An 18,909-nucleotide genomic window follows, 5' to 3' on the forward strand; every position below is an offset into this window, starting at 1 on the left:
CTGCCGTTGATCCGCCCCGCCGATCCAGCACCCACAACCCCCGGAGGAACCCCGATGACCCAGCTCGCCGTCCTGCCCCTGCTCGAGGTCGTGCGCAACCACGCGACCGACGCCGACCTGCTCCACCTGCTCGACCACGACCCGTACGAGCGCTCGTGGATCCGCCTGCTCGCCACCGAGGACTACGAGCTGTGGCTGATCTCGTGGCCCGCCGGCGCTGCCACCGACTGGCACGACCACGGCTCCTCGTCCGGCGCCTTCACCGTCCTCGAGGGGCAGCTCACCGAGCACACCTTCGACGGCGGGCTCCAGCTGATCGACCTGGGGCCCGGCGACGGCAAGGCGTTCGGTGCGGGCTACGCGCACGACGTACGCAATGCGACGGATCGGCCGGCCCTCTCGCTGCACGCGTACTCCCCGCGGCTGCACACCATGACCCGGTTCAAGTTCCACGGCGACCGCCTCGAGGTGCTCGGCGTCGAGCGCGCGGGGGAGGAGTGGTGAGCGCCCTGACCGTGCCCGCCCCCGCGCCCGTCCGGTACGACGGCGTCGACGCCCTCCTCGCCGACGCCCGCTCGCGGCTCGACCGGATCAGCGCCCGGGCCGCCTTCCAGGAGCTGGTCGCCCTCGGTGCCCTGCTCGTCGACATCCGGCCCGCCGCCCAGCGCGCCCGCGAGGGCGAGGTCGCCCGCTGGCTGCCCGCCCTCGTCGTCGAGCGCAACGTGCTCGAGTGGCGCTTCGACCCGCGCAGCGACGCACGGCTGCCCGAGGCGTCGTACGACCGCCGGGTGATCGTGCTGTGCCAGGAGGGCTACACCTCCTCGCTGGCCGCCGACGCGCTGCGCAGCATCGGCGTCGAGCGGGCGACCGACGTGATCGGTGGGTTCGCGGCCTGGCGCGAGGCCGGGATGCCGGTCTCGGGGCTCGCTGCCTGACCACGGTCCCGAGGACTGCTGAGTACGCTGAAGGACATGGCATACGAGGTCGAGAAGACGGACGAGGAGTGGCGCGCCGAGCTCACTCCCGAGGAGTACCAGGTGCTCCGGAAGGCCGGCACCGAGCGGGCCTTCACCGGTGAGTACACCGACACCGAGACCACCGGCGTCTACCGCTGCAAGGCCTGCCAGGCCAAGCTGTTCGAGTCCGACACCAAGTTCCACTCCGGATGCGGCTGGCCGAGCTTCTACCAGCCGATCAGCGACACCATCGAGTACATCGAGGACAACGCCCACGGCATGAAGCGGGTCGAGGTGCGCTGCGCCAACTGCGGCTCGCACCTCGGCCACGTCTTCCCCGACGGCTACGGCACGCCCACGGGCGACCGGTACTGCATCAACTCGATCAGCCTCAGCCTCGAGCCGGCCGACCAGGCCGGCCAGGGCTGACCGCCTGGCGGACCAGGCCGAGGACCAGCAGGTCCAGGCCGGCGGCGAACTGGGCGAGGTCGTCGTGCCGGCGGAACTGGTCCGCCATGGAGCGGATCCACGGGAGCTCGTCGTAGTCCTCGCCCTGCCAGCGCTCGACCATCCGGTCGAGCTGCTCCTCCTTCGACAGCGTCAGGTCGGCCGCGTCGTCCTGCGCCGACATCTCGGCGGCGACGCCCACGACGTAGCCCGTGATCGCGGTGCTGCCGTGGAACTGCTGGCGTGGCGAGAGGCCCATCGTCGCCAGCGCCCGGCCGACCTGCTCCCAGACCCGCAGCCCGTTGGGCCGGTCCGCGCCGCCGAGCCGTGACTGCGCGGCGAGCCACGGGTGCTCGTCCATCTGCGCGAACAGCGCCAGCGAGATCCGGCGCACCGTCGCCGCCGCATCGAGCACCACGGGGTCGTCGGTGTCGAGCTCGACCTCCATCGGCGGAGTGGGTACGTCGTCCGCGGCCAGTGCGCGCCCGATGAGGGTGTCGCAGGCCAGGTCGAGCAGCTCGGCCTTGCCGGCGACGTACCAGTAGATGCTGCCCAGGCCGCCGCCCAGCTCCGCGGCCAGGCCGCGCAGGGTGAGCCCTCCGGTGCCGTCGCGGTCGAGCATCGCGATCGCGGTGTCGACGATCTGGTCGAGCGAGTGGGTCGCGCGACGGGTCGTCCGGGGGCGTCCTGGCATGCCCTCAGCCTAGGGCGGATTGACATTCTCGAACAACGTTCTATTCTCGAACAGTGTTCGAATCGAACATTGTTCGAGAAACCTCGTCCCGAAAGGAGGCCGTCATGACCGCCACCGTCACGTCATCGACGCCCACGCCCACGCGGGTCGCGAAGCCCACCACGCTCCGTGCCGCCGCGCCGGCGATCCTCGCCCTGTGCCTGACCATGCTCGTGGAGATGGTCGACAACTCCGTGCTGTCCGTCGCCCTGCCGACCATCGGCCGCGACCTCGCCGTCGGCCCGACCGGCCTGCAGTGGATCGTCGGCGCGTACTCACTCACCTTCGGCGGCCTGCTGATGGTCGGCGGCACGCTCGGCGACAAGCTGGGTCGCCGCCGGATGCTGCTCGTCGGCATCGCCGGCTTCGGCCTGGCCTCCTCGCTCGTCGTGCTCGCGACCGAGCCGTGGCAGCTGATCGGCGTGCGCGCGCTGTGCGGCGTGTTCGCCGCCCTGATCGCACCCGGCACCATGTCGCTGGTCTTCCGGCTCTTCGACGACGACGAGCTGCGCCGGCGTGCGATCGGGCTGATCGTCAGCGTCGCGATGGTGGGCGTGATGGTCGGCCCGGTCCTCGGCGGCCTCGCGGTCACTCACCTGCCGTGGCAGGCACTGCTCGTCGTCAACGCCCCGGTCGCTGCCATCGCCTTCTGGGGAGTCGCCCGCGGGATCCCGGTCGACGACCCGGCCGAGCGTCGTGCCGGTGGCGCGGACGTGCCCGGTGCCGTGCTCTCGGTCGCGATGCTCGGCCTGACCCTGTTCGCCTTCACGCTCGGCGTCGACGCCGGCTGGACCGCGCCGGTGACCCTCGTCACGGCGGTCGCTGCGCTGGCGGCCGGCGTCGGCTTCGCGCTGCGCGAGCGCGCCGCGGCCGACCCGATGCTGGACCTGGGCCTGCTCGGCCGTCGTACCGTGCGCGGCAGTGCGGTCCTGCAGACCGGCGTGATGGTCGCGATGGTCGGCGTCATGTTCGCCGCGACCCAGTTGTTCCAGTTCGCCTGGGGCTGGACGCCGCTGCAGGCCGGGCTCGGCACGCTGCCGATGGTCGCCGGCATGTTCGTCTCCGGTCCGCTGACCGACGCGCTCGTCGCCCGCCTCGGCCACCGGGTCACGGCGCTGGCCGGCAGCACGTCGTTGCTGGTGGCCCTCGCGGTCGAGTACGTCGCCCTCGGCGCCGGCTACTCGGTCTTCGCCGCCGGCATGGTGCTGCTCGCCGTGGCGATGCGGATGGTGATGACGACCTCGGCGGTCGCGCTGATCGAGGCACTCCCCGAGGACCACACCGGCCTCGGCTCGGCCCTCAACGACACGGCCCAGGAGATCGGCAACGTCTTCGGCGTCGCCGTGATCGGCACCGTCACCGCGGCTGTCATGGGCACCACGCTGCCGACCGGTCGCTGGAGCGCTGCGGTGGTCGAGGAGTTCCTGCGCAGCCAGCGGATCGGGTTCGCGATCCTGGCCGGCCTGGTCGCCGTCATCACCGTCGTCGGCGGGCGCACCCTGACGGGATCCCGGTCGACCGACGAGCGCTGAGGTTTGACGCGCGAGCCCATTGCATATGAGAATCATTCTCATGTTGATCCGATCCGGTGTCCCTGTCGTCCTCGGTGCCCTCGTCCTCTCCGCGTGCGGTGCCCAGCCGTCCACCCGCCCGACGTCCTCCTCGTCCTCGTCTGCCGGCGCGCGGGCGGCGACGGAGGTCGACGGGCCGCGCCCCCGCCTCGCGATGACGTACGACGGTGGGGTGCTCGTCCTCGATGCCGGGGCCGGGGAGGTGCTGCTCGACGAGGAGCAGGACGGCTTCCTCCGGCTCAACCCCGCGGGGGACGGGCGGCACGTGCTCGTCTCCGGCGCCGGCGGTCTGACGGCGCTCGACACGGGGGCGTGGACGGACGAGCACGGCGACCACGGCCACTCGTGGACGACCGCGCCGCGGCTGACGGACTTCACGATCGAGGCCGAGGAGCCGGGGCATGTCGTGGCCCACCACGGCCGGACCGCCGTCTTCGACGACGGCACCGGTGCGATCACGGCCTTCGACCCCGCCGACCTGGCGGACGGCACGCCGGAGGTGGAGACCTTCCGAGCTGCGCACGCCCACCACGGCGTCGCCGTGCAGGACGGGCACGGCAACCTGATGATGACCGTGGGCGACGAGGAGTCGCGCTCCGGGATCCGCCTGGTCACGGCAGCCGGCAACGAGCTGGCCTCGTCCGACGAGTGCCCGGGCGTGCACGGGGAGGCGTTCGCCGGCGACATCGCCCTGTTCGGGTGCGAGGACGGCGTGCTGCTCGTCGAGGGACGCGAGATCACCAAGATCGCTGCCCCCGACACGTACGGGCGGATCGGCAACCAGGCCGGGCACGACACGTCGCCCTACGTGCTCGGCGACTACAAGGTCGACCCCGACGCCGAGCTCGAGCGGCCGACCCGGGTGTCGGTCATCGACACCCGCAGCGCCTCGCTGCGACTGGTCGACCTCCCCGCCAGCTACAGCTTCCGGTCCCTCGGGCGCACCCCCGACGGCGACGGCCTCGTCCTCGGGACCGACGGCAAGCTGCACGTGATCGACGTCGCGGCCGCGCAGGTGGTCGCCTCGATCCCGGTCACCGCGGCCTGGCGCGAGCCGGAGGAGTGGCAGGAGCCGCGGCCCCTGCTCGAGGTGGTCGGCGGTACGGCGTACGTCACCGAGCCTGCCACGCAGGAGGTCCACGTGGTCGATCTCGACGCCCGCCGAGTCGTCGACAGCCTGGACGTGCCGCAGGTGCCCGTCGAGCTCCGCGGGGTCAGCGGCTGAGCCCCGTAGGCTCGCGCCATGGCGAAGACCGCGGCGGCGATGGTCCAGGCAGGCGACCGCGAGGTCCGGGTGTCGAGCCCGGACCGGGTCGTCTACGAGGCGACCGAGCGCACGCCCGAGGTCACCAAGCTCATGGTCGCCGAGTACTTCGTGGCGGTCGAGGACGGCCTGATGCGCGCGCTGCGCGACCGGCCGACCGCGCTGGAGCGCTGGCCCGACGGCTACCGCGAGGGCTTCCGGCTCTCCACCGGGTACGGCGACGACGGCGAGGGCTTCTACCAGAAGCGCGTCCCCAAGGGGGCTCCCGAGTTCCTCGAGCCGGTGCGGATCACCTTCCCGTCCGGACGCACCGCCGAGGAGATCTGCCCGACCGAGATCGCCGTACCCGTCTGGTGCGCGCAGATGGGCACGCTCACGTTCCACCCGTGGCCGGTACGACGAGCCGACGTCGACCATCCCGACGAGCTACGCATCGACTTCGACCCCCAGCCCGGCACGACCTTCGGCGACGCGGTCCGCGTCGCCGGTGTCGCGCGCGAGCTCCTCGAGGAGCTCGGCCTGCAGGGCTATCCGAAGACCTCGGGCAACCGGGGTGTCCACGTCTACGTGAGGATCGAGCCGCGCTGGGAGTTCACCGACGTGCGGCACGCCGCGATCGCGTTCGGCCGCGAGCTCGCCAAGCGCGACGACCAGGTCACCACCGCGTGGTGGAAGGAGGAGCGCGGCGAGCGGATCTTCATCGACTTCAACCAGAACAACCGCGACCGGACGATCGCCTCGGCGTACTCCCTGCGGCCGAAGCCCGGCGCCCCGGTGTCGACCCCGATGACCTGGTCGGAGCTCGCGGCGACGACCGATCCCCGGGACCACAACCTGTTCACCGTGCCCGAGCGGATGGCGGACGGCGACCCGTGGGCGGGGATCGACGACACGTCGTACTCCCTCCAGCCGCTGCTCGACCTCTGGGACCAGCAGGTCGCCGACGGCGAGGGCGAGCTCAACTTCCCGCCGGACTACCCGAAGATGCCGGGCGAGCCGCCGCGGGTGCAGCCGAGCAAGAAGGTCGCCGAGCACTGGGACGAGGACGGCAACCGGGTCGAGGGCAGCTAGAGCCCCCGCACGACCTCCACCTCGCACAGCCGCGCGAGGTCCCCGCGCACCTGACGGTCGAGGTGCGGGGTCTCCTCGGCGAGCATCAGGAGGACCACCTCGCGCACCGTGCGGCCGGGGTGCGCGATCGCCAGCGAGCGGACCGCGTCGACCGCCCCGTCGCACACGTCGAGGGCGCGGTCCCGGTCGGCCGGCGCGAGGTGTGCGCCCGCAAGTGCCGCCAGGAGGCGGACGTCGAGGGTGTGCAGGACCGACATGACCGGACAACGACCTCCCTGGTGGGCGCGTTACGACGCGATGCCTCTTCAGGATCGTCCCGTCGGCTCGGGCGCGGCAACCTCACCATGCGGTATGTCCGCTGCGAGTCAGGCCTGCTCGTGCTCCAGCAGGTGGAGGACGGGTACGCCGAGCTTGCGGCGGGCGCGCGAGGTCCAGTCGACGTGGAAGAACTCGGCGACCAGGTGGGGCCGGGTGAGGATGATCGACTCCCGGCCGTCGACCTCCTTCACCTTGGCGATGAGGGCGTCGACCGGCGGCTCGGTGACGATCGTGACCGAGCCGATGATCGCGCCGGCGGCGACCAGTGCCTCGCGGGTGGTGGCCAGGTCGCGCTCGGCCTGGTCGCGGTACTCCCCGCGCAGGCGCTCGATCTCGTCCGGCGACGGTGTGATGGGCGGGGCGATCAGGTCGGCGCCACCGATGACCCCGAGCGAGGCCTCGACGGCTGCCGCGGCGTCCGCCATCGGCAGCAGCACGTGGTACTGCACCTCGATCGTCGGGTCGTCGTCGAGCTCCTGGTGCAGGCCGCGGACCTGGGTGGCGTCGGCGGCGGTGAGCGCCTGCTCGATGAGCAGGACGACGGCGTACGGTTCCTCGCGGGGAGCGGTGCTCATGACACCATCCTGCCGCGCTCCCGGTCGCGCGTCAGCCCCTGTCGCCCGTGTCAGCCCCCGAGGACGTCCGCGAGGTCGTAGCGCACCGGCTGCTCGAGCTGGTCGTAGCCGCACGACTCCGGGTCGCGGTCCTCGCGCCACCGCTTGAAGTGCGCGGTGTGCCGGAAGCGCCGACCCTCCATGGCGTCGTACTTCACCTCGATGACGCGCTCGGGGCGCAGCGGCGTGAAGGAGAGGTCCTTGCCCTGGCTCCACCGGCTCTGCGTACCGGGCTGTCGGCCGGGGTTGGCGACCAGGAACTCCTGCCAGCGCCCCCACGGGTGCTCCTCGATCGGCACGACGAGCGGCTGCAGCTCGTGCCACAGCTCGGCCCGGCGCGTGGCCGTGAAGCTCGCGCTGACGCCGATGTGCTGGAGCTCGCCGCCGTCGTACAGGCCCAGCAGGAGGCTGCCGATCAGCGGGCTCTCGGGCGTGCTCGTCTTGTGCTCGCGGTAGCCGGCGAGGACCACGTCGGCCGTGCGCTCGTGCTTGATCTTCAGCATGGTCCGGGCGTTCGGGGCGTACGGCGCGCTCAGCGGCTTGGCCACCACCCCGTCGAGCCCGGCCCCCTCGAACTGGTGGAACCACTCCTCGGCGACCTTCGGGTCCGTGCTGGTGCGGGTGAGGTGGCAGCGGCCGGTGTCGGCGCTGAGGTGGGCCAGCGCCTCCTCGAGCGCCGCGCGTCGCTCTGCGAACGGCCGCTCCAGGTAGTCGTCGTCGCCCAGCGCCAGCAGGTCGAAGGCCACGAAGTCCGCCGGCGTCTGCTCGGCCAGCAGGTTGATCCGCGACGCCGCCGGGTGGATCCGCTCCTGCAGCACCTCGAACTGCAGCCGCCCCTTCCCGTCCTCGCTCATCTGCGACACGAAGATCTCTCCGTCCAGCACGCACCGCTCCGGCAGCTCCGCCTTCATCGCCTCCACCAGCTCGGGGAAGTAGCGCGTCAACGGCTTGGTGTTGCGGCTCGCCAGCTCCACCTCGTCGCCGTCGCGGAACACGATGCACCGGAACCCGTCCCACTTGGGCTCGAAGCTGAGGCCGCGCTCGTCGTACTTCGCCGGATCCGGTACGCCGGACACGGCCTTCGCGAGCATGGGCAGGACGGGCGGCATCACGGGGAGGTCCACGGTGGTGAGACTAGTCAGGAGTCCGACACTCATCGCTCGGCGTCAGTACGACTGGCCGTTGGCGTACCGCTCCCGCCGGAAGTGCCGGCCCTTGCCCCGGTTGCGGTTCTTGAAGGTCGGCAGCTGGGAGTCGCAGTTGGGGCAGACCATGCGCAGGTTGTCGCGGTGGTTGTTCGTCGCGTCGCGTCGATGTGGTCGAGCACGAAGACCAGGGGCTGGTCGTTCCACTCCTCGACGATGCCGCAGATCTCGCAGCAGCCGTCCTGGGCGTCGAGCAGATAGCGGCGGATGTAGTGGTCGGGGCGAGTGGCCGCGACAGCGGTTCCTGACTGCAGCCACTCAGCGGTCAAGACGACGCGACGGTGCGACTGCGTGCAGTCGATGCTGCAGTACACCTTCTGGCTTGGCTTGGTCAGCAGTGCGCCGCACCCGAGGCAGCTCTTCATGGGCGGACGTTACGAAGCAGGTCCGACAGAACGGAGCCGCCTGTCGGATTCGAACCGACGGCCCTTCGCTTACAAGGCGAACGCTCTGGCCAACTGAGCTAAGGCGGCATGCGCCCGCGTGGCGAGCGACGGCGCCATCCTAGTCAGCGCAGCCGCGTGACCTCGAACCGCTCGTCCGGTACGGCGATCGCGTCCTGCGCCGCGATCAACCGCAGCTCCCGCTCGCCCGACTCCAGCGTCGCCGCGAGCACGTCGTACACCGACGCGACGGTCCGCCCCAGGGCGACGGCGGCGGAGCCGGTGGTGTGCAGGTGGGCGGTGAAGAGGGCGGCGGTGATGTCGCCGGAGCCGTTGGCCTTCATGGGCAGGCGGGGGGTCTGCACGATCCAGGCGCCGTCACCGGTGACGGCGATCATCTCGATCACGTCGTCGGGGGCGCCGAGGCGCTCGACCGAGGTGACCAGCACGGTCGAGGGACCCATCGACCGCACCTCGTCGGCCGCCGCCAGGATGTCGTCGAGGGACGACGGGCCGGACAGACCGTCGTGCCCCGTGATGAAGCCCAGCTCGAACTGGTTCGGGGTGAGGATGTCGGCGACCGGGACCACGGAGGACCGGATGATCGGCGGGATCTCCGGGTTCACGAAGCAGCCCGACTTCGCGTTGCCCATCACCGGGTCGCAGGTGTACGTCGCCGCAGGGTTCGCCGCCTTCACCTTCTGCACCGCCTCGACGATCACGGCCGCCACGGCGGGGGAGCCCTGGTAGCCCGACAGCACCGCGTCGCACGACGCGAGCACGCCACGGTCCTCGATCCCCGTGATCACGTCGGCCACGTCGGAGGGCGCGAGCAGCGGGCCGCGCCAGGCGCCGTACCCGGTGTGGTTGGAGAAGTGCACCGTGAACACCGGCCACACCTCGTGGCCGAGGCGCTGCAGCGGGAAGACCGCCGCGGAGTTGCCGACGTGGCCGTACGCGACCGAGGACTGGATGGACAGGATCCGCACGGACGCCATCCTCCCAGTCGGCCCCGAGGAAGCCGAGAACACGAAACACTTTCGTGAAGAAACTAGAACGCGTTACAGTGAGCCGGCCGGGCCCCCGAATGACCCCGGTCACACGAGCGAAGGATGGGAAGCGGATGGCGAAGCGCGCGGCGTACAGCAACGAGGCTGACTACGTGGTGGTCGGATCGGGCAGCTCCGGGTCGATCGTCGCCGGACGGCTCGCCCAGTCCGGTGCGAGCGTGATCCTGCTCGAGGCCGGCAAGTCCGACGACAAGGGCATGCACGGCTACTTCACGAAGAAGCCCGGCATGATCGGCCCGATGCACTCCGAGCCGCGGCTCGAGAAGCTCTTCGACTGGGGCTACCGCTCCGTCCCGCAGCCCGGCCTCGACGGCCGCCGGATGCCCGCCCCGCGCGGCAAGGTCGGCGGTGGCTCGAGCTCGGTCAACGGCATGGTCTACGTCCGCGGCAACCGCGCCAACTACGACTCGTGGGCGGCCGAGGGCAACACGGGCTGGGACGCCGACAGCGTCAACGAGGCGTTCAAGCGCTACGAGGACTTCGAGGACGGCGAGAACGCCTTCCGCGGAGCCGGCGGCCCGATCAAGATCACCCGCAACAAGACGCCGCAGGAGGCCAGCCTCCAGTTCATCCAGGCGACCGCCGACACCCTCGGCGTGAAGGTCCTCGACGACTACAACGCCGCCGAGCAGGAGGGCATCGCCCGGATGCAGCAGAACGCTGCCGACGGCCTGCGCTACTCCTCGACCCGCGGCTACGTCCACGACCTCGCGCCGCGCACGCTCGAGTTCCAGACCGAGGTCCACGTCGCGAAGATCGTCGTCGACAACGGCCGCGCCACCGGCGTCGAGGTCATCGACCAGGGCAAGGGCGGCGGCACCCGCCGCTTCATCAGGGCCGGCAAGGAGGTCATCGTCTCCGCCGGCTTCGCCAACAGCCCGCAGCTGCTGATGCTCTCCGGCATCGGCCACGCCGACCACCTCGCCAGCGTCGGCATCGACTGCGTCGCGGACCTCCCGGTCGGTGACAACCTGCACGACCACCTGTTCCACCCGCTGTCGTTCCACGTCCCGAGCGTCAAGTACCGCGGCAACGCCTGGACCTTCTTCAAGGGCATGGCGCGCGACCTGACCCGCGGCGGCTCGTTCCTCGACAACTCGGTGTTCGAGTCCGTCGGCTTCGTGCGTACGTCGGCCGCCACCGACATCCCGGACCTCCAGCTGCACATGCTGCCGTGGGCCTACCCGAGCCCCAACCAGGACGAGCCGATCCGCCACATCCCCGACGGCCGCCCGTCGCTGACCGTCTTCTCGACGCTGATCTACCCGAAGAGCCGCGGCACGCTGCGCCTCGCGTCGTCCGACCCGACGGCCGCCCCGCTGATCGACTACGGCTTCTTCCAGGACCCCGCCGACGTCGAGGTGCTCGCCGAGGGCACCGAGATGATCCGCGAGATCATGGCCTCGGCCGCCTTCGGTGGCGCGGTCAAGGAGGAGATCCACCCCGGGCCGTCGATCCCCAACGGCAAGGAGCTGCGGGTCGCGCTCAAGAACCGCTCGACCTCCGTCTACCACGGCGTCGGCACCTGCCGGATGGGTGTCGACGAGCGTGCCGTCGTCGGGCCGGACCTCAAGGTCCGCGGCATCGAGGGCCTGCGCGTGGCGGACGCCTCGATCATGCCGAGCATCACCGGCGGCAACACCAACGCCCCGTGCTACATGATCGGCGAGAAGGCTGCCGAGATCATCCTGGGCGGAGCGAGCTGGTGAGTACGCCGAACCGCCCCGCCTCGGTCACCGACGAGCTCCTCGAGCGGCTGGTCGCCCGGGTCCCCGGCCGTACCGGCGCCACCTGGAAGCTCACCGAGGTCTACACCGGCGAGGTGCTCGTCGAGCTCCCGCAGTCGACCCCCGAGGACATCGAGGACGCCTTCGCGAAGGCCCGTGCCGCCCAGGAGCTGTGGGCGCAGTGGCCGGTCGCCAAGCGCCTCGAGGTCTTCGACCGCGCGCACACCCTGCTCATCGACAACGCCCACACCACCGCGGACCTGATCCAGGTCGAGAGCGGCAAGAACCGGCGGATGGCGATCGAGGAGACCTGCGACCCGCCGATGGTGATGTCGTACTACCTCAAGCGCGCCAAGAAGCTGCTCGCCCCGAAGAAGCACGGCGGCCCGGTGCCGATCGTGTCCGGCTCGACCGAGGTCCGCGTCCCGAAGGGTGTCGTCGGCATCATCGCGCCGTGGAACTTCCCGTTCGCCACGGGCCTCTCCGACGCGATTCCCGCGCTCATCGCCGGCAACGCGGTCGTGGTGAAGCCCGACAACAAGACGGCGCTCTCGCCGCTCTACGGCATCTCGCTGCTCGAGGAGGCGGGCCTGCCGAAGGGCCTGTTCCAGGTCGTCTGCGGTGAGGGACCCGATGTCGGCCCGACCCTGATCGACAACGCCGACTACGTCATGTTCACCGGCTCCACCGCGACCGGTCGGGTGATCGGCGAGCGCGCCGGCCGCAACCTGATCGGCTGCTGCCTCGAGCTCGGCGGCAAGAACCCGATGATCGTGCTCGACGACGTCAACGTCGCGGAGTGGGTCGAGGGCACCACCTTCGGTGTGTTCGGCAACACCGGCCAGATCTGCATGCACATCGAGCGGATCTACCTGCCCGAGAGCCGGTACGACGAGCTGAAGTCGGCCTTCGTGGACCGGGCCGCCAACCTGGCCATCGGTGCGGCGTACGACTTCGGTCCCGAGATCGGCTCCCTGGTCAGCCCCGACCACCGCGACCGGGTCGCCTCGCACGTCGAGGACGCCGTCGCCAAGGGCGCGACCGTGCTGACCGGTGGCCGCGCGCGGCCCGACATCGGCCCGGCGTTCTTCGAGCCGACCGTGCTCGAGGGCGTCACCAAGGACATGCTGGCCGGCCACACCGAGACCTTCGGCCCGGTCGTCTCGCTGTACTCGTACCGTACCGTCGACGAGGCGATCCACCTCGCCAACGACACCGACTACGGCCTCAACGCCTCGGTGTGGAGCGGCGACCTGGCCCGCGCCGAGGCCGTGGCCGAGCGGATCGAGTCCGGCAACGTCAACATCAACGACGCGCTCGCGACGGCCTACGCCTCCAAGGGCTCGCCGTCGGGCGGCGTGAAGAAGTCCGGCGTCGGCGCCCGCCACGGCGACCAGGGCCTGCTCAAGTACACCGACGCCAAGAACGTCGCCGTTCTCAAGAAGCAGGTCATGGGGCCGCGTCCGGGCCAGGCCTACGACGCGTACGTGAAGCAGATGCTCAGCTCGCTCAAGCTGATGAAGAAGCTCCGCGTCCGCTGACCGCCGACCCGGCACGAAGTGGCTCCGGATTCGCGCTGACCCGGCACAAAGTGGCTCCAGAATCTGGCCGACCCGGCACAAAGTGGCTCCAGAATCGGGCCGACCCGGCAGAACTTTCTGCCGGGTCGGCGCTGTTTTCGGGCCAGTTTCTGCCGGGTCGGCGTGAAATCCGGGCCAGTTCCTGCCGGGTCGGCGGGTCAGGCCACCTGGAGGGAGCGCTTCGACAGACCCATCCAGAACCCGTCGATCACCTGGTCGCCGGGCTCGGTGGGGTCGGTCGCGGCGCCCAGCGTGACGAACAGCGGCGTGTAGTGCTCGACCGTCGGGTGGGCGAACGGCATGCCCGGCGCCTTGTCGCGGTACGACGCCAGCTCGTCGACGTCGCCGCGCGCCATCGCCTCGCCGGCCCAGGCGTCGAAGTCCGACGACCAGCCGGGGGCGGCGGCGTCGAGCTCCCACGAGGTCAGGAACGGCAGGCCGTGGGTGAGGAAGCCGGAGCCGATGATGAGCACGCCCTCGTCGCGCAGCGGCTTGAGCCGACGGCCGATCTCCATCAGCCGGCCCGGGTCGTGGGTCGGCATCGACATCTGCAGGACCGGGATGTCGGCGTGCGGGTACATGATCTTCAGCGGCACCCACGCGCCGTGGTCGAGGCCGCGCGAGGAGTGCTGGTGGACCGGCTCGGTGCGCGGCATCATCGCCGCCACCCGCTTCGCGAGCGCCGTGGCGTCGGGCGTCTCGTAGGTCATCTTGTAGTACTTCGGCGCGAACCCGCCGAAGTCGTAGACCAGCGGCACGCCGCTCGCGGTGAGCGAGAGGGGAGCGGACTCCCAGTGCGCGCTCACGATCAGGATCGCCTTGGGGCGCGGCAGGTCGCCGGCCCAGGCGGCGAGCTGGGTCGACCACAGCCGGTCGTCGAGGAGCGGGGGAGCGCCGTGCCCGATGTAGAGGGCCGGCATGCGCGTGCTGGTGTCCGTCATCGTCATGCCCACTTCAATAGTTGAGAGTTCAACTATATTCCCGCAGGGTCAGCCAGGCAAGGACCAGTCGACGGGCTGCCCGCCGCGCTCGGCCAGCAGGGCGTTGACCCGGCTGAACGGTCGCGACCCGAAGAAGCCGCGCGAGGCCGACAGCGGCGAGGGGTGCGGCGACTCGACCGACGGGATCGGGCCGAGGTGCGGCTTGAGCGTCTGTGCGTCCCGGCCCCACAGGATGGCGGCGATCGGCGCGCCCGCCTCGGCCCGTCGTACGACGGCCTGGATGGCGCACGCCGTGACGTGCTCCCAGCCCTGGTTGCGGTGCGATCCCGGCTCGCCGGGGCGCACGGTCAGCACCCGGTTGAGCAGCATGACGCCCTGGTCGGCCCAGCCGGTGAGGTCGCCGTGGCCGGGGGAGACGAAGCCGACGTCGTTGGCCAGCTCCTGGTAGATGTTCGTGAGGCTGCGCGGGATCGGGCGCACGCCGCGGTCGACGGCGAAGCTGAGGCCGATCGGGTGCCCGGGCGTCGGGTACGGGTCCTGGCCCACGATGAGCACCCGGACGTCGGCGAGCGGACGCCGGAAGGCGCGGAACACATGGTCGCCGGCCGGCAGGTAAGCACGGCCCGCGGCGATCTCGGCGCGCAGGAACTGCCCGAGCGAGGCGACCCGGTCCTCGACCGGTGCGAGGGCCTCGGCCCAGTCAGTGGCCATCAGGCCCTGGTCGACGACTTTTGCAAGAGAGCCTGGAACGACCGGGCTCGAATCTCGGCTAGGAGCACCCACGGCCGAACCCTAGGACACCAAAGGTGTCGCGGTCCCCCCAGACCCCACCCCTCCAGAGGATCCGGCCGTGGTTGCTGCTCCCTGTCGCCGCGTGGCCGGCGCGCGCCCCTCTCCCTCCAAGGGGCGCACGGCCGGCGTACGGCGTAGCTCCGACGCGGATCTCGAGTTCAGCTGGTCCTCCGGGGGCACTCCCGGCAATGGGGTGCCGGATCCCGGTGGGGCTCCCTCCAGCGAACCTGAGGTCCGCGTCGGTAGTGAGAAATCTACGGAGCGCGGACGGGGTCGGGCATCGGGAAGGCGGCCGGGACCCGTTAGTCCTTTGGGACTATGTCCCGGACGCGAACGACTCGGCGGCCGGCCGGGCCAGTCGGTCGAGGAAGGCCACCAGCACGGCCTCCCGCAGCGCCGGCGGGGCGACGTCGAGCAGCGCGTTGACCGGCGCCATCCGCTCGGGCAGCCCGAGCTCGCCGCCGTCACCGGCGAGGCCGCCCGCCGCCAGCAGGAGGTCGAACTCGGCGTCGCCGAGGGTCGCCGGGTCGAGGGTGCGCAGCAGCTCGGCCACGCCCGGGTCGACCGGTACCGGGCCGGCTTCCCGCGCAGCCTCCACGGACGGGCCGAGCGCAGCCAGGAAGGCCGCAGGGTCGGTGGCCGCGCTGATCGCGACGTGCAGCGAGGGAGCCCGGTCGTCGTACGACAGCTGGGGCTGGACGAACCAGCCACGCGTCGCCATCTCGTCGCAGACGGTGAACACGTCGAGGTCACCATCGGCGGTCGCGGCCACCAGCGTCGACTCGGGCGCGGCCACCAGCGAGAGCCCCGGCAGGGCCGAGATCCCCGCAGCGATGACGTCCGTGGCGGCCAGCGCCTGCTGGGTCAGCCGGAGGTACCCGTCGTCGCCGATCGCCTGCACCGTCGCCCACGCCCCGGCCGTCGGGCCGCCCGAGCGCGTGGACTGCAGGGTCGCGTTGAGCATCGTGTAGCCCGGCCAGCCGGCATGGGCGAAGTACTGCGGCCGGCGCAGCGCGGGATCGCGGTGCAGCAGCAGGGACGCACCCTTGGGCGCGTAGGCGTACTTGTGCAGGTCGGTCGAGATCGAGGTGACGCCCTCGACGGCGAAGGTCCACGGGGTGACCGGGCGGCCCAGCCGGGTGGCGTACGGCAGCACCCAGCCGCCGATGCAGGCATCGACGTGGCAACGCACGCCGCGGGCCGCAGCGGCCGCGGCGATGGCCGGGACCGGGTCGACCACCCCGTCGGCGTACGACGGCGCGCTCGCCACGACCAGCACCGTGGTGTCGTCGATCGCGGCCGCCATGGCCGCGGCGTCCGCGCGGTGGTCGGGACCGGTCGGCACCACGACCACCCGGACCCCGAAGTAGTGCCCGGCCTTGTGGAAGGCGGCGTGCACCGTGTCCGGTACGACGATCGACGGCGACGCCACGTCCGGCCGCGAGTCCCGCGCGCCCTGCACCGCGAGCAGGCAGGACTCGGTGCCACCGGAGGTGAGCGTGCCGACCATCGTCGACGGACCGTCGAGCAGTGCGCGGGCGAAGGACACCAGGTCGTTCTCCATCGCCAGCAGGCTCGGGAACGCCGTCGGGTCCAGGCCGTTGCTGCCGGCGAACGCGGCGACCGCCTCGCGCGCCAGGGCGTCGACCTCGGCCAGCCCGGCGTCGTACACGTAGGCGAGGGTGCGCCCGCCGTGCACGGGCAGGTCGCCCTCCTGCAGTGCGGCCAGCCGGGCGCGGATGTCCTCAGGCGTCAACGAGATCGACCTCCCTCTCGTCGAGAGCGTAGCCACGCAGCCACCACAGGCTCGCCAGCACCAGCAGCGCCGGCAGGACCGAGAAGCCGAGCGTGATCGCGGTGACCGCCGAGTCGGGCTGTGCCACGTCGCCGCTGCCGCTCGACCGGTAGGACCCGAGCGCCAGCACGACCGCGAACAGGCCGGGGCCCAGTGCCAGGCCGAGGGTCTCGCCCGCGGTCCAGACGCCGGTGTAGACGCCGACCCGCGACGATCCGGTACGACGCGCGTCGACCGCCGCCGCGTCCGGCAGCATCGCCATCGGGAACACCTGCACGCCGGCGTACCCGACGCCGACCAGACCGACCGCGGCGAACACCACGGCCGACGGCGCGTGCCCGGCGAGCACCGCCAGCGCGGCTCCGCTGGCGAGCACGAGCGAGGAGGCGAGGTACCCCCTCTTCTTGCCGATCCGCCGCCCGAGTGCCGCCCACGCGGGCGTCAGCAGCAGCGCCGGGCCGACGAAGCAGACGAACAGGATCGTCGAGGCGCCGTCGCGCTCGAGCACGTCTCCGGCGAGGTAGTCGACACCGGCGAGCATGCAGCCGGTGGCCAGCGCCTGAAGGATGAAGGTGACGAGCAGCAGCCGGAAGTCCCGCGCCGCGGCGACGAGGCGGAGCTGGTCGCGCAGGCTGCCCGGTCCGGGCGCGACCTCGCCGATCCGCGCGCCGCGGGTGCCGTGGTAGGCGAGCAGCGCGCCGGTGACGATGATCGCGGCCATCACGACGCCCATCACGCGGTAGCCGTTGCGGCCGCCGATCGCGTCCCGGATCGCCGGTGCGCTGGCGCCCGCGAGCAGGATGGTGAACGCGAGGATCGCCACCCGCCAGGTCATCAGCCGGGTGCGCTCGGCGTAGGAGTCGGTGATCTCGGCGGGCATGGCGACGTACGGCACCTGGAAGAAGGCGTACGCCGTCGCGCAGGCCAGGAAGGCCACCAGCACCCACGCCGCGTCGAACACCTGCGAGCCGAGGTCGGGCCCGGCGAAGAGCACCGCGAAGCACACGCCCAGCGCCAGCCCGGCGCGCAGCAGCCACGGCCGGCGCGGTCCGCGCGGGTCGACCGTGCGGTCGCTGATCCGCCCCGCGACCGGGTTGAGGACGACGTCCCACGCCTTCGGCAGCAGCACGATCGCGCCCGCCAGGAGGGCGGGGACGGCGAGCGTGTCGGTCAGGTAGGGGAGCAGCATCAGGCCGGGGACGGTGCCGAACGCGCCCGTGGCGACGGAGCCGGCGCCGTACCCGATCCGCAGGTTCACTTGCCGAGCGCTCGCGACGCGGCCGAGGAGTGCCGCCGCTTGCGGCTGGTGCCGATCGGGGTCGCGGGGCGGTTGTCGGTCGACCACTGGGTGATCCACTCGTCCATCGCCAGCCAGGTGGTGGTCCGCGCGGCGCGGCCGGTCAGCATCCCGAGGTGGCCGCCGGGCACGACCTCGAAGCGCACCTCGGGCGACTTCGTCAGCATCGGTACGACGGCCCGCACCGCCGGGACCGGCGCGATGCCGTCCGTCGACCCGCCGAACACCAGCACCGGGACGGTGATCTCGCCCAGGTCGATGGTCCGGTCGTCGAGCTCGAAGGTGCCGCTGGCGAGCTGGTTGCCCTTCGCGAAGCGGTGGTAGAGCTGCCCGAACGTGCGGCCCGGGTAGGCGATCATGTTGGAGGTGAAGTGGTCGACCGCCTCGACCTGCGCGAGGAACTCGCGGTCGTCGACGTGGGTCGCCAGCGCGATCGGCTTGGTCACCAGCTTCTGGAAGGCGGTCAGCTGGAAGGCCCACTTCACCAGGGGCTTCGGTGCCCCGCCGAGCATCTGGTAGCCCTTGGTGATCGGTCCCTTGCCGTTGAACAGGTTGAGCAGCGGCCGCAACGGCGCGAGCAGCGGCACCAGCGAGATGTCGATCGGCGACCCGACGACGGTCAGGGACGCGACCGGCAGCTCGCCCGAGCGCTCGTCGGCGAGGGTGAGCAGCGAGAAGATGCCGCCCAGCGACCAGCCGATCACGTGCACCGTCCGGCCGCCGGCGTGCTCGGACACCGCGCGGATCGCGCTCGGCACGACCTCGTCGACCCAGTGCTCCATGCCGAGGTTGCGGTCGCGGAAGGAGACCTCGCCGTACTCCACGAGGTACGTCGGGCGCCCTTCGGTCACGAAGTGCTCGACGAGCGAGCAGCCACGGCGCAGGTCGTAGCAGCTCGAGGGCGCGGCGAGCGGCGTGACCAGCAGCACCGGGTCGCCGTGCTCCTGGACGTGGCCCGCGGGACGGTAGTGGTAGACCTCCCGCAACGTGCCGTCGTCGATCAAGGTGCGGGGCATCGGGCGCAGGTCGGCCACGCCGCCGTACAGCAGCTTGTGGGCGACGTTGCTCGCGGCAGCGACGACCTGGTCCGGGGCGGGGAGCAGGCCGGCGCCAGGGACGGAGCGCAGGGGCACCAGATCCATGAT

General features: G+C 71.6%; 18 protein-coding genes and 1 tRNA gene. 8 read left to right on the plus strand and 11 right to left on the minus strand.

Going from position 1 to position 18,909, the window contains the following annotated elements; genetic code table 11:
- Window positions 1-54 precede the first annotated feature (54 nt).
- Genes ACZYRU_RS23655 through msrB form a run of 3 tightly spaced genes read left to right on the plus strand, consistent with a single transcriptional unit; the run spans window position 55 to window position 1,385 of the window.
- A complete protein-coding gene (locus ACZYRU_RS23655; RefSeq protein ID WP_488959557.1) occupies window positions 55-504 on the plus strand; it encodes a cysteine dioxygenase in 450 nt (149 codons plus the stop codon).
- Window positions 501-935 carry a rhodanese-like domain-containing protein gene (locus tag ACZYRU_RS23660; RefSeq protein ID WP_488959558.1) on the plus strand — a complete coding sequence of 145 codons (435 nt, stop codon included), beginning with the start codon at window positions 501-503 and terminating at the stop codon, window positions 933-935. The genes ACZYRU_RS23655 and ACZYRU_RS23660 overlap by 4 nt, the downstream gene beginning before the upstream one ends.
- 36 nt (window positions 936-971) lie before the next feature.
- Window positions 972-1,385, plus strand: coding sequence for a peptide-methionine (R)-S-oxide reductase MsrB (gene msrB, locus ACZYRU_RS23665; protein WP_488959559.1), 414 nt, complete (start codon window positions 972-974; stop codon window positions 1,383-1,385).
- Here msrB and ACZYRU_RS23670 read toward each other — a convergent pair.
- Window positions 1,348-2,097, minus strand: a complete 750-nt coding sequence (locus ACZYRU_RS23670; RefSeq protein WP_488959560.1) for a TetR/AcrR family transcriptional regulator — start codon at window positions 2,095-2,097, stop codon at window positions 1,348-1,350. The two genes, msrB and ACZYRU_RS23670, sit on opposite strands and share 38 nt — an antisense overlap.
- Window positions 2,098-2,201: 104 nt before the next feature.
- On the opposite strand from ACZYRU_RS23670, the gene ACZYRU_RS23675 reads away from it, so the two are divergent.
- Genes ACZYRU_RS23675 through ACZYRU_RS23685 form a run of 3 tightly spaced genes read left to right on the plus strand, consistent with a single transcriptional unit; the run spans window position 2,202 to window position 6,042 of the window.
- A complete protein-coding gene (locus ACZYRU_RS23675; RefSeq protein WP_488959561.1) occupies window positions 2,202-3,668 on the plus strand; it encodes an MFS transporter in 1,467 nt (488 codons plus the stop codon).
- A gap of 40 nt (window positions 3,669-3,708) precedes the next feature.
- Window positions 3,709-4,932, plus strand: a complete 1,224-nt coding sequence (gene aztD, locus ACZYRU_RS23680; RefSeq protein WP_488959562.1) for a zinc metallochaperone AztD — start codon at window positions 3,709-3,711, stop codon at window positions 4,930-4,932.
- 18 nt (window positions 4,933-4,950) lie between these two features.
- The gene (locus ACZYRU_RS23685; RefSeq protein WP_488959563.1) at window positions 4,951-6,042 is read left to right on the plus strand and encodes a DNA polymerase domain-containing protein; all 1,092 of its coding nucleotides are present in this window, start codon (window positions 4,951-4,953) and stop codon (window positions 6,040-6,042) included.
- On the opposite strand, the gene ACZYRU_RS23690 is transcribed toward ACZYRU_RS23685, so the two are convergent.
- The 5 genes from ACZYRU_RS23690 to pdxY form a co-directional block, all read right to left on the minus strand.
- The gene (locus ACZYRU_RS23690) at window positions 6,039-6,299 is read right to left on the minus strand and encodes a hypothetical protein (RefSeq protein ID WP_488959564.1); all 261 of its coding nucleotides are present in this window, start codon (window positions 6,297-6,299) and stop codon (window positions 6,039-6,041) included. The genes ACZYRU_RS23685 and ACZYRU_RS23690 overlap by 4 nt on opposite strands.
- Before the next feature lie 108 nt (window positions 6,300-6,407).
- Window positions 6,408-6,935, minus strand: a complete 528-nt coding sequence (locus ACZYRU_RS23695) for a hypothetical protein (RefSeq protein ID WP_488959565.1) — start codon at window positions 6,933-6,935, stop codon at window positions 6,408-6,410.
- A gap of 50 nt (window positions 6,936-6,985) precedes the next feature.
- On the minus strand, window positions 6,986-8,098 hold the full coding sequence (locus tag ACZYRU_RS23700) for an ATP-dependent DNA ligase (RefSeq protein ID WP_488959566.1): 1,113 nt from the start codon (window positions 8,096-8,098) through the stop codon (window positions 6,986-6,988).
- A gap of 480 nt (window positions 8,099-8,578) precedes the next feature.
- Window positions 8,579-8,652 (minus strand) — tRNA-Thr (locus ACZYRU_RS23705).
- 35 nt (window positions 8,653-8,687) lie between these two features.
- Window positions 8,688-9,560 (minus strand): pyridoxal kinase PdxY, encoded by an 873-nt coding sequence (gene pdxY, locus ACZYRU_RS23710; protein ID WP_488959567.1) that lies wholly within the window; start codon window positions 9,558-9,560, stop codon window positions 8,688-8,690.
- A gap of 125 nt (window positions 9,561-9,685) precedes the next feature.
- Here pdxY and ACZYRU_RS23715 point away from each other — a divergent pair, with 125 nt between their 5' ends.
- Both ACZYRU_RS23715 and ACZYRU_RS23720 read left to right on the plus strand, forming a co-directional pair.
- Complete coding sequence (locus ACZYRU_RS23715) at window positions 9,686-11,341, plus strand: GMC family oxidoreductase (protein ID WP_488959568.1); 1,656 nt, start codon at window positions 9,686-9,688, stop codon at window positions 11,339-11,341.
- Window positions 11,338-12,900 (plus strand): succinic semialdehyde dehydrogenase, encoded by a 1,563-nt coding sequence (locus ACZYRU_RS23720; RefSeq protein ID WP_488959569.1) that lies wholly within the window; start codon window positions 11,338-11,340, stop codon window positions 12,898-12,900. Before ACZYRU_RS23715 ends, ACZYRU_RS23720 begins: the two co-directional genes overlap by 4 nt.
- A 197-nt stretch (window positions 12,901-13,097) precedes the next feature.
- Here the strand turns inward: ACZYRU_RS23720 and ACZYRU_RS23725 are convergent, their stop codons facing one another.
- The 5 genes from ACZYRU_RS23725 to ACZYRU_RS23745 form a co-directional block, all read right to left on the minus strand.
- On the minus strand, window positions 13,098-13,886 hold the full coding sequence (locus tag ACZYRU_RS23725) for a dioxygenase family protein (protein ID WP_488959570.1): 789 nt from the start codon (window positions 13,884-13,886) through the stop codon (window positions 13,098-13,100).
- Window positions 13,887-13,928: 42 nt separating this feature from the next.
- On the minus strand, window positions 13,929-14,591 hold the full coding sequence (locus ACZYRU_RS23730) for a uracil-DNA glycosylase (RefSeq protein ID WP_488959571.1): 663 nt from the start codon (window positions 14,589-14,591) through the stop codon (window positions 13,929-13,931).
- 397 nt (window positions 14,592-14,988) lie between these two features.
- Window positions 14,989-16,428 (minus strand): pyridoxal phosphate-dependent decarboxylase family protein, encoded by a 1,440-nt coding sequence (locus ACZYRU_RS23735; protein WP_488959572.1) that lies wholly within the window; start codon window positions 16,426-16,428, stop codon window positions 14,989-14,991.
- Window positions 16,418-17,725: an MFS transporter gene (locus ACZYRU_RS23740; protein ID WP_488959573.1), complete on the minus strand. Its 1,308-nt coding sequence runs from the start codon at window positions 17,723-17,725 to the stop codon at window positions 16,418-16,420. Before ACZYRU_RS23740 ends, ACZYRU_RS23735 begins: the two co-directional genes overlap by 11 nt.
- The gene (locus ACZYRU_RS23745) at window positions 17,722-18,906 is read right to left on the minus strand and encodes an alpha/beta fold hydrolase (RefSeq protein ID WP_488959574.1); all 1,185 of its coding nucleotides are present in this window, start codon (window positions 18,904-18,906) and stop codon (window positions 17,722-17,724) included. The genes ACZYRU_RS23740 and ACZYRU_RS23745 overlap by 4 nt, the downstream gene beginning before the upstream one ends.
- Window positions 18,907-18,909 lie beyond the last annotated feature (3 nt).

It is taken from the genome of Nocardioides sp. F233 (genome assembly GCF_057813895.1).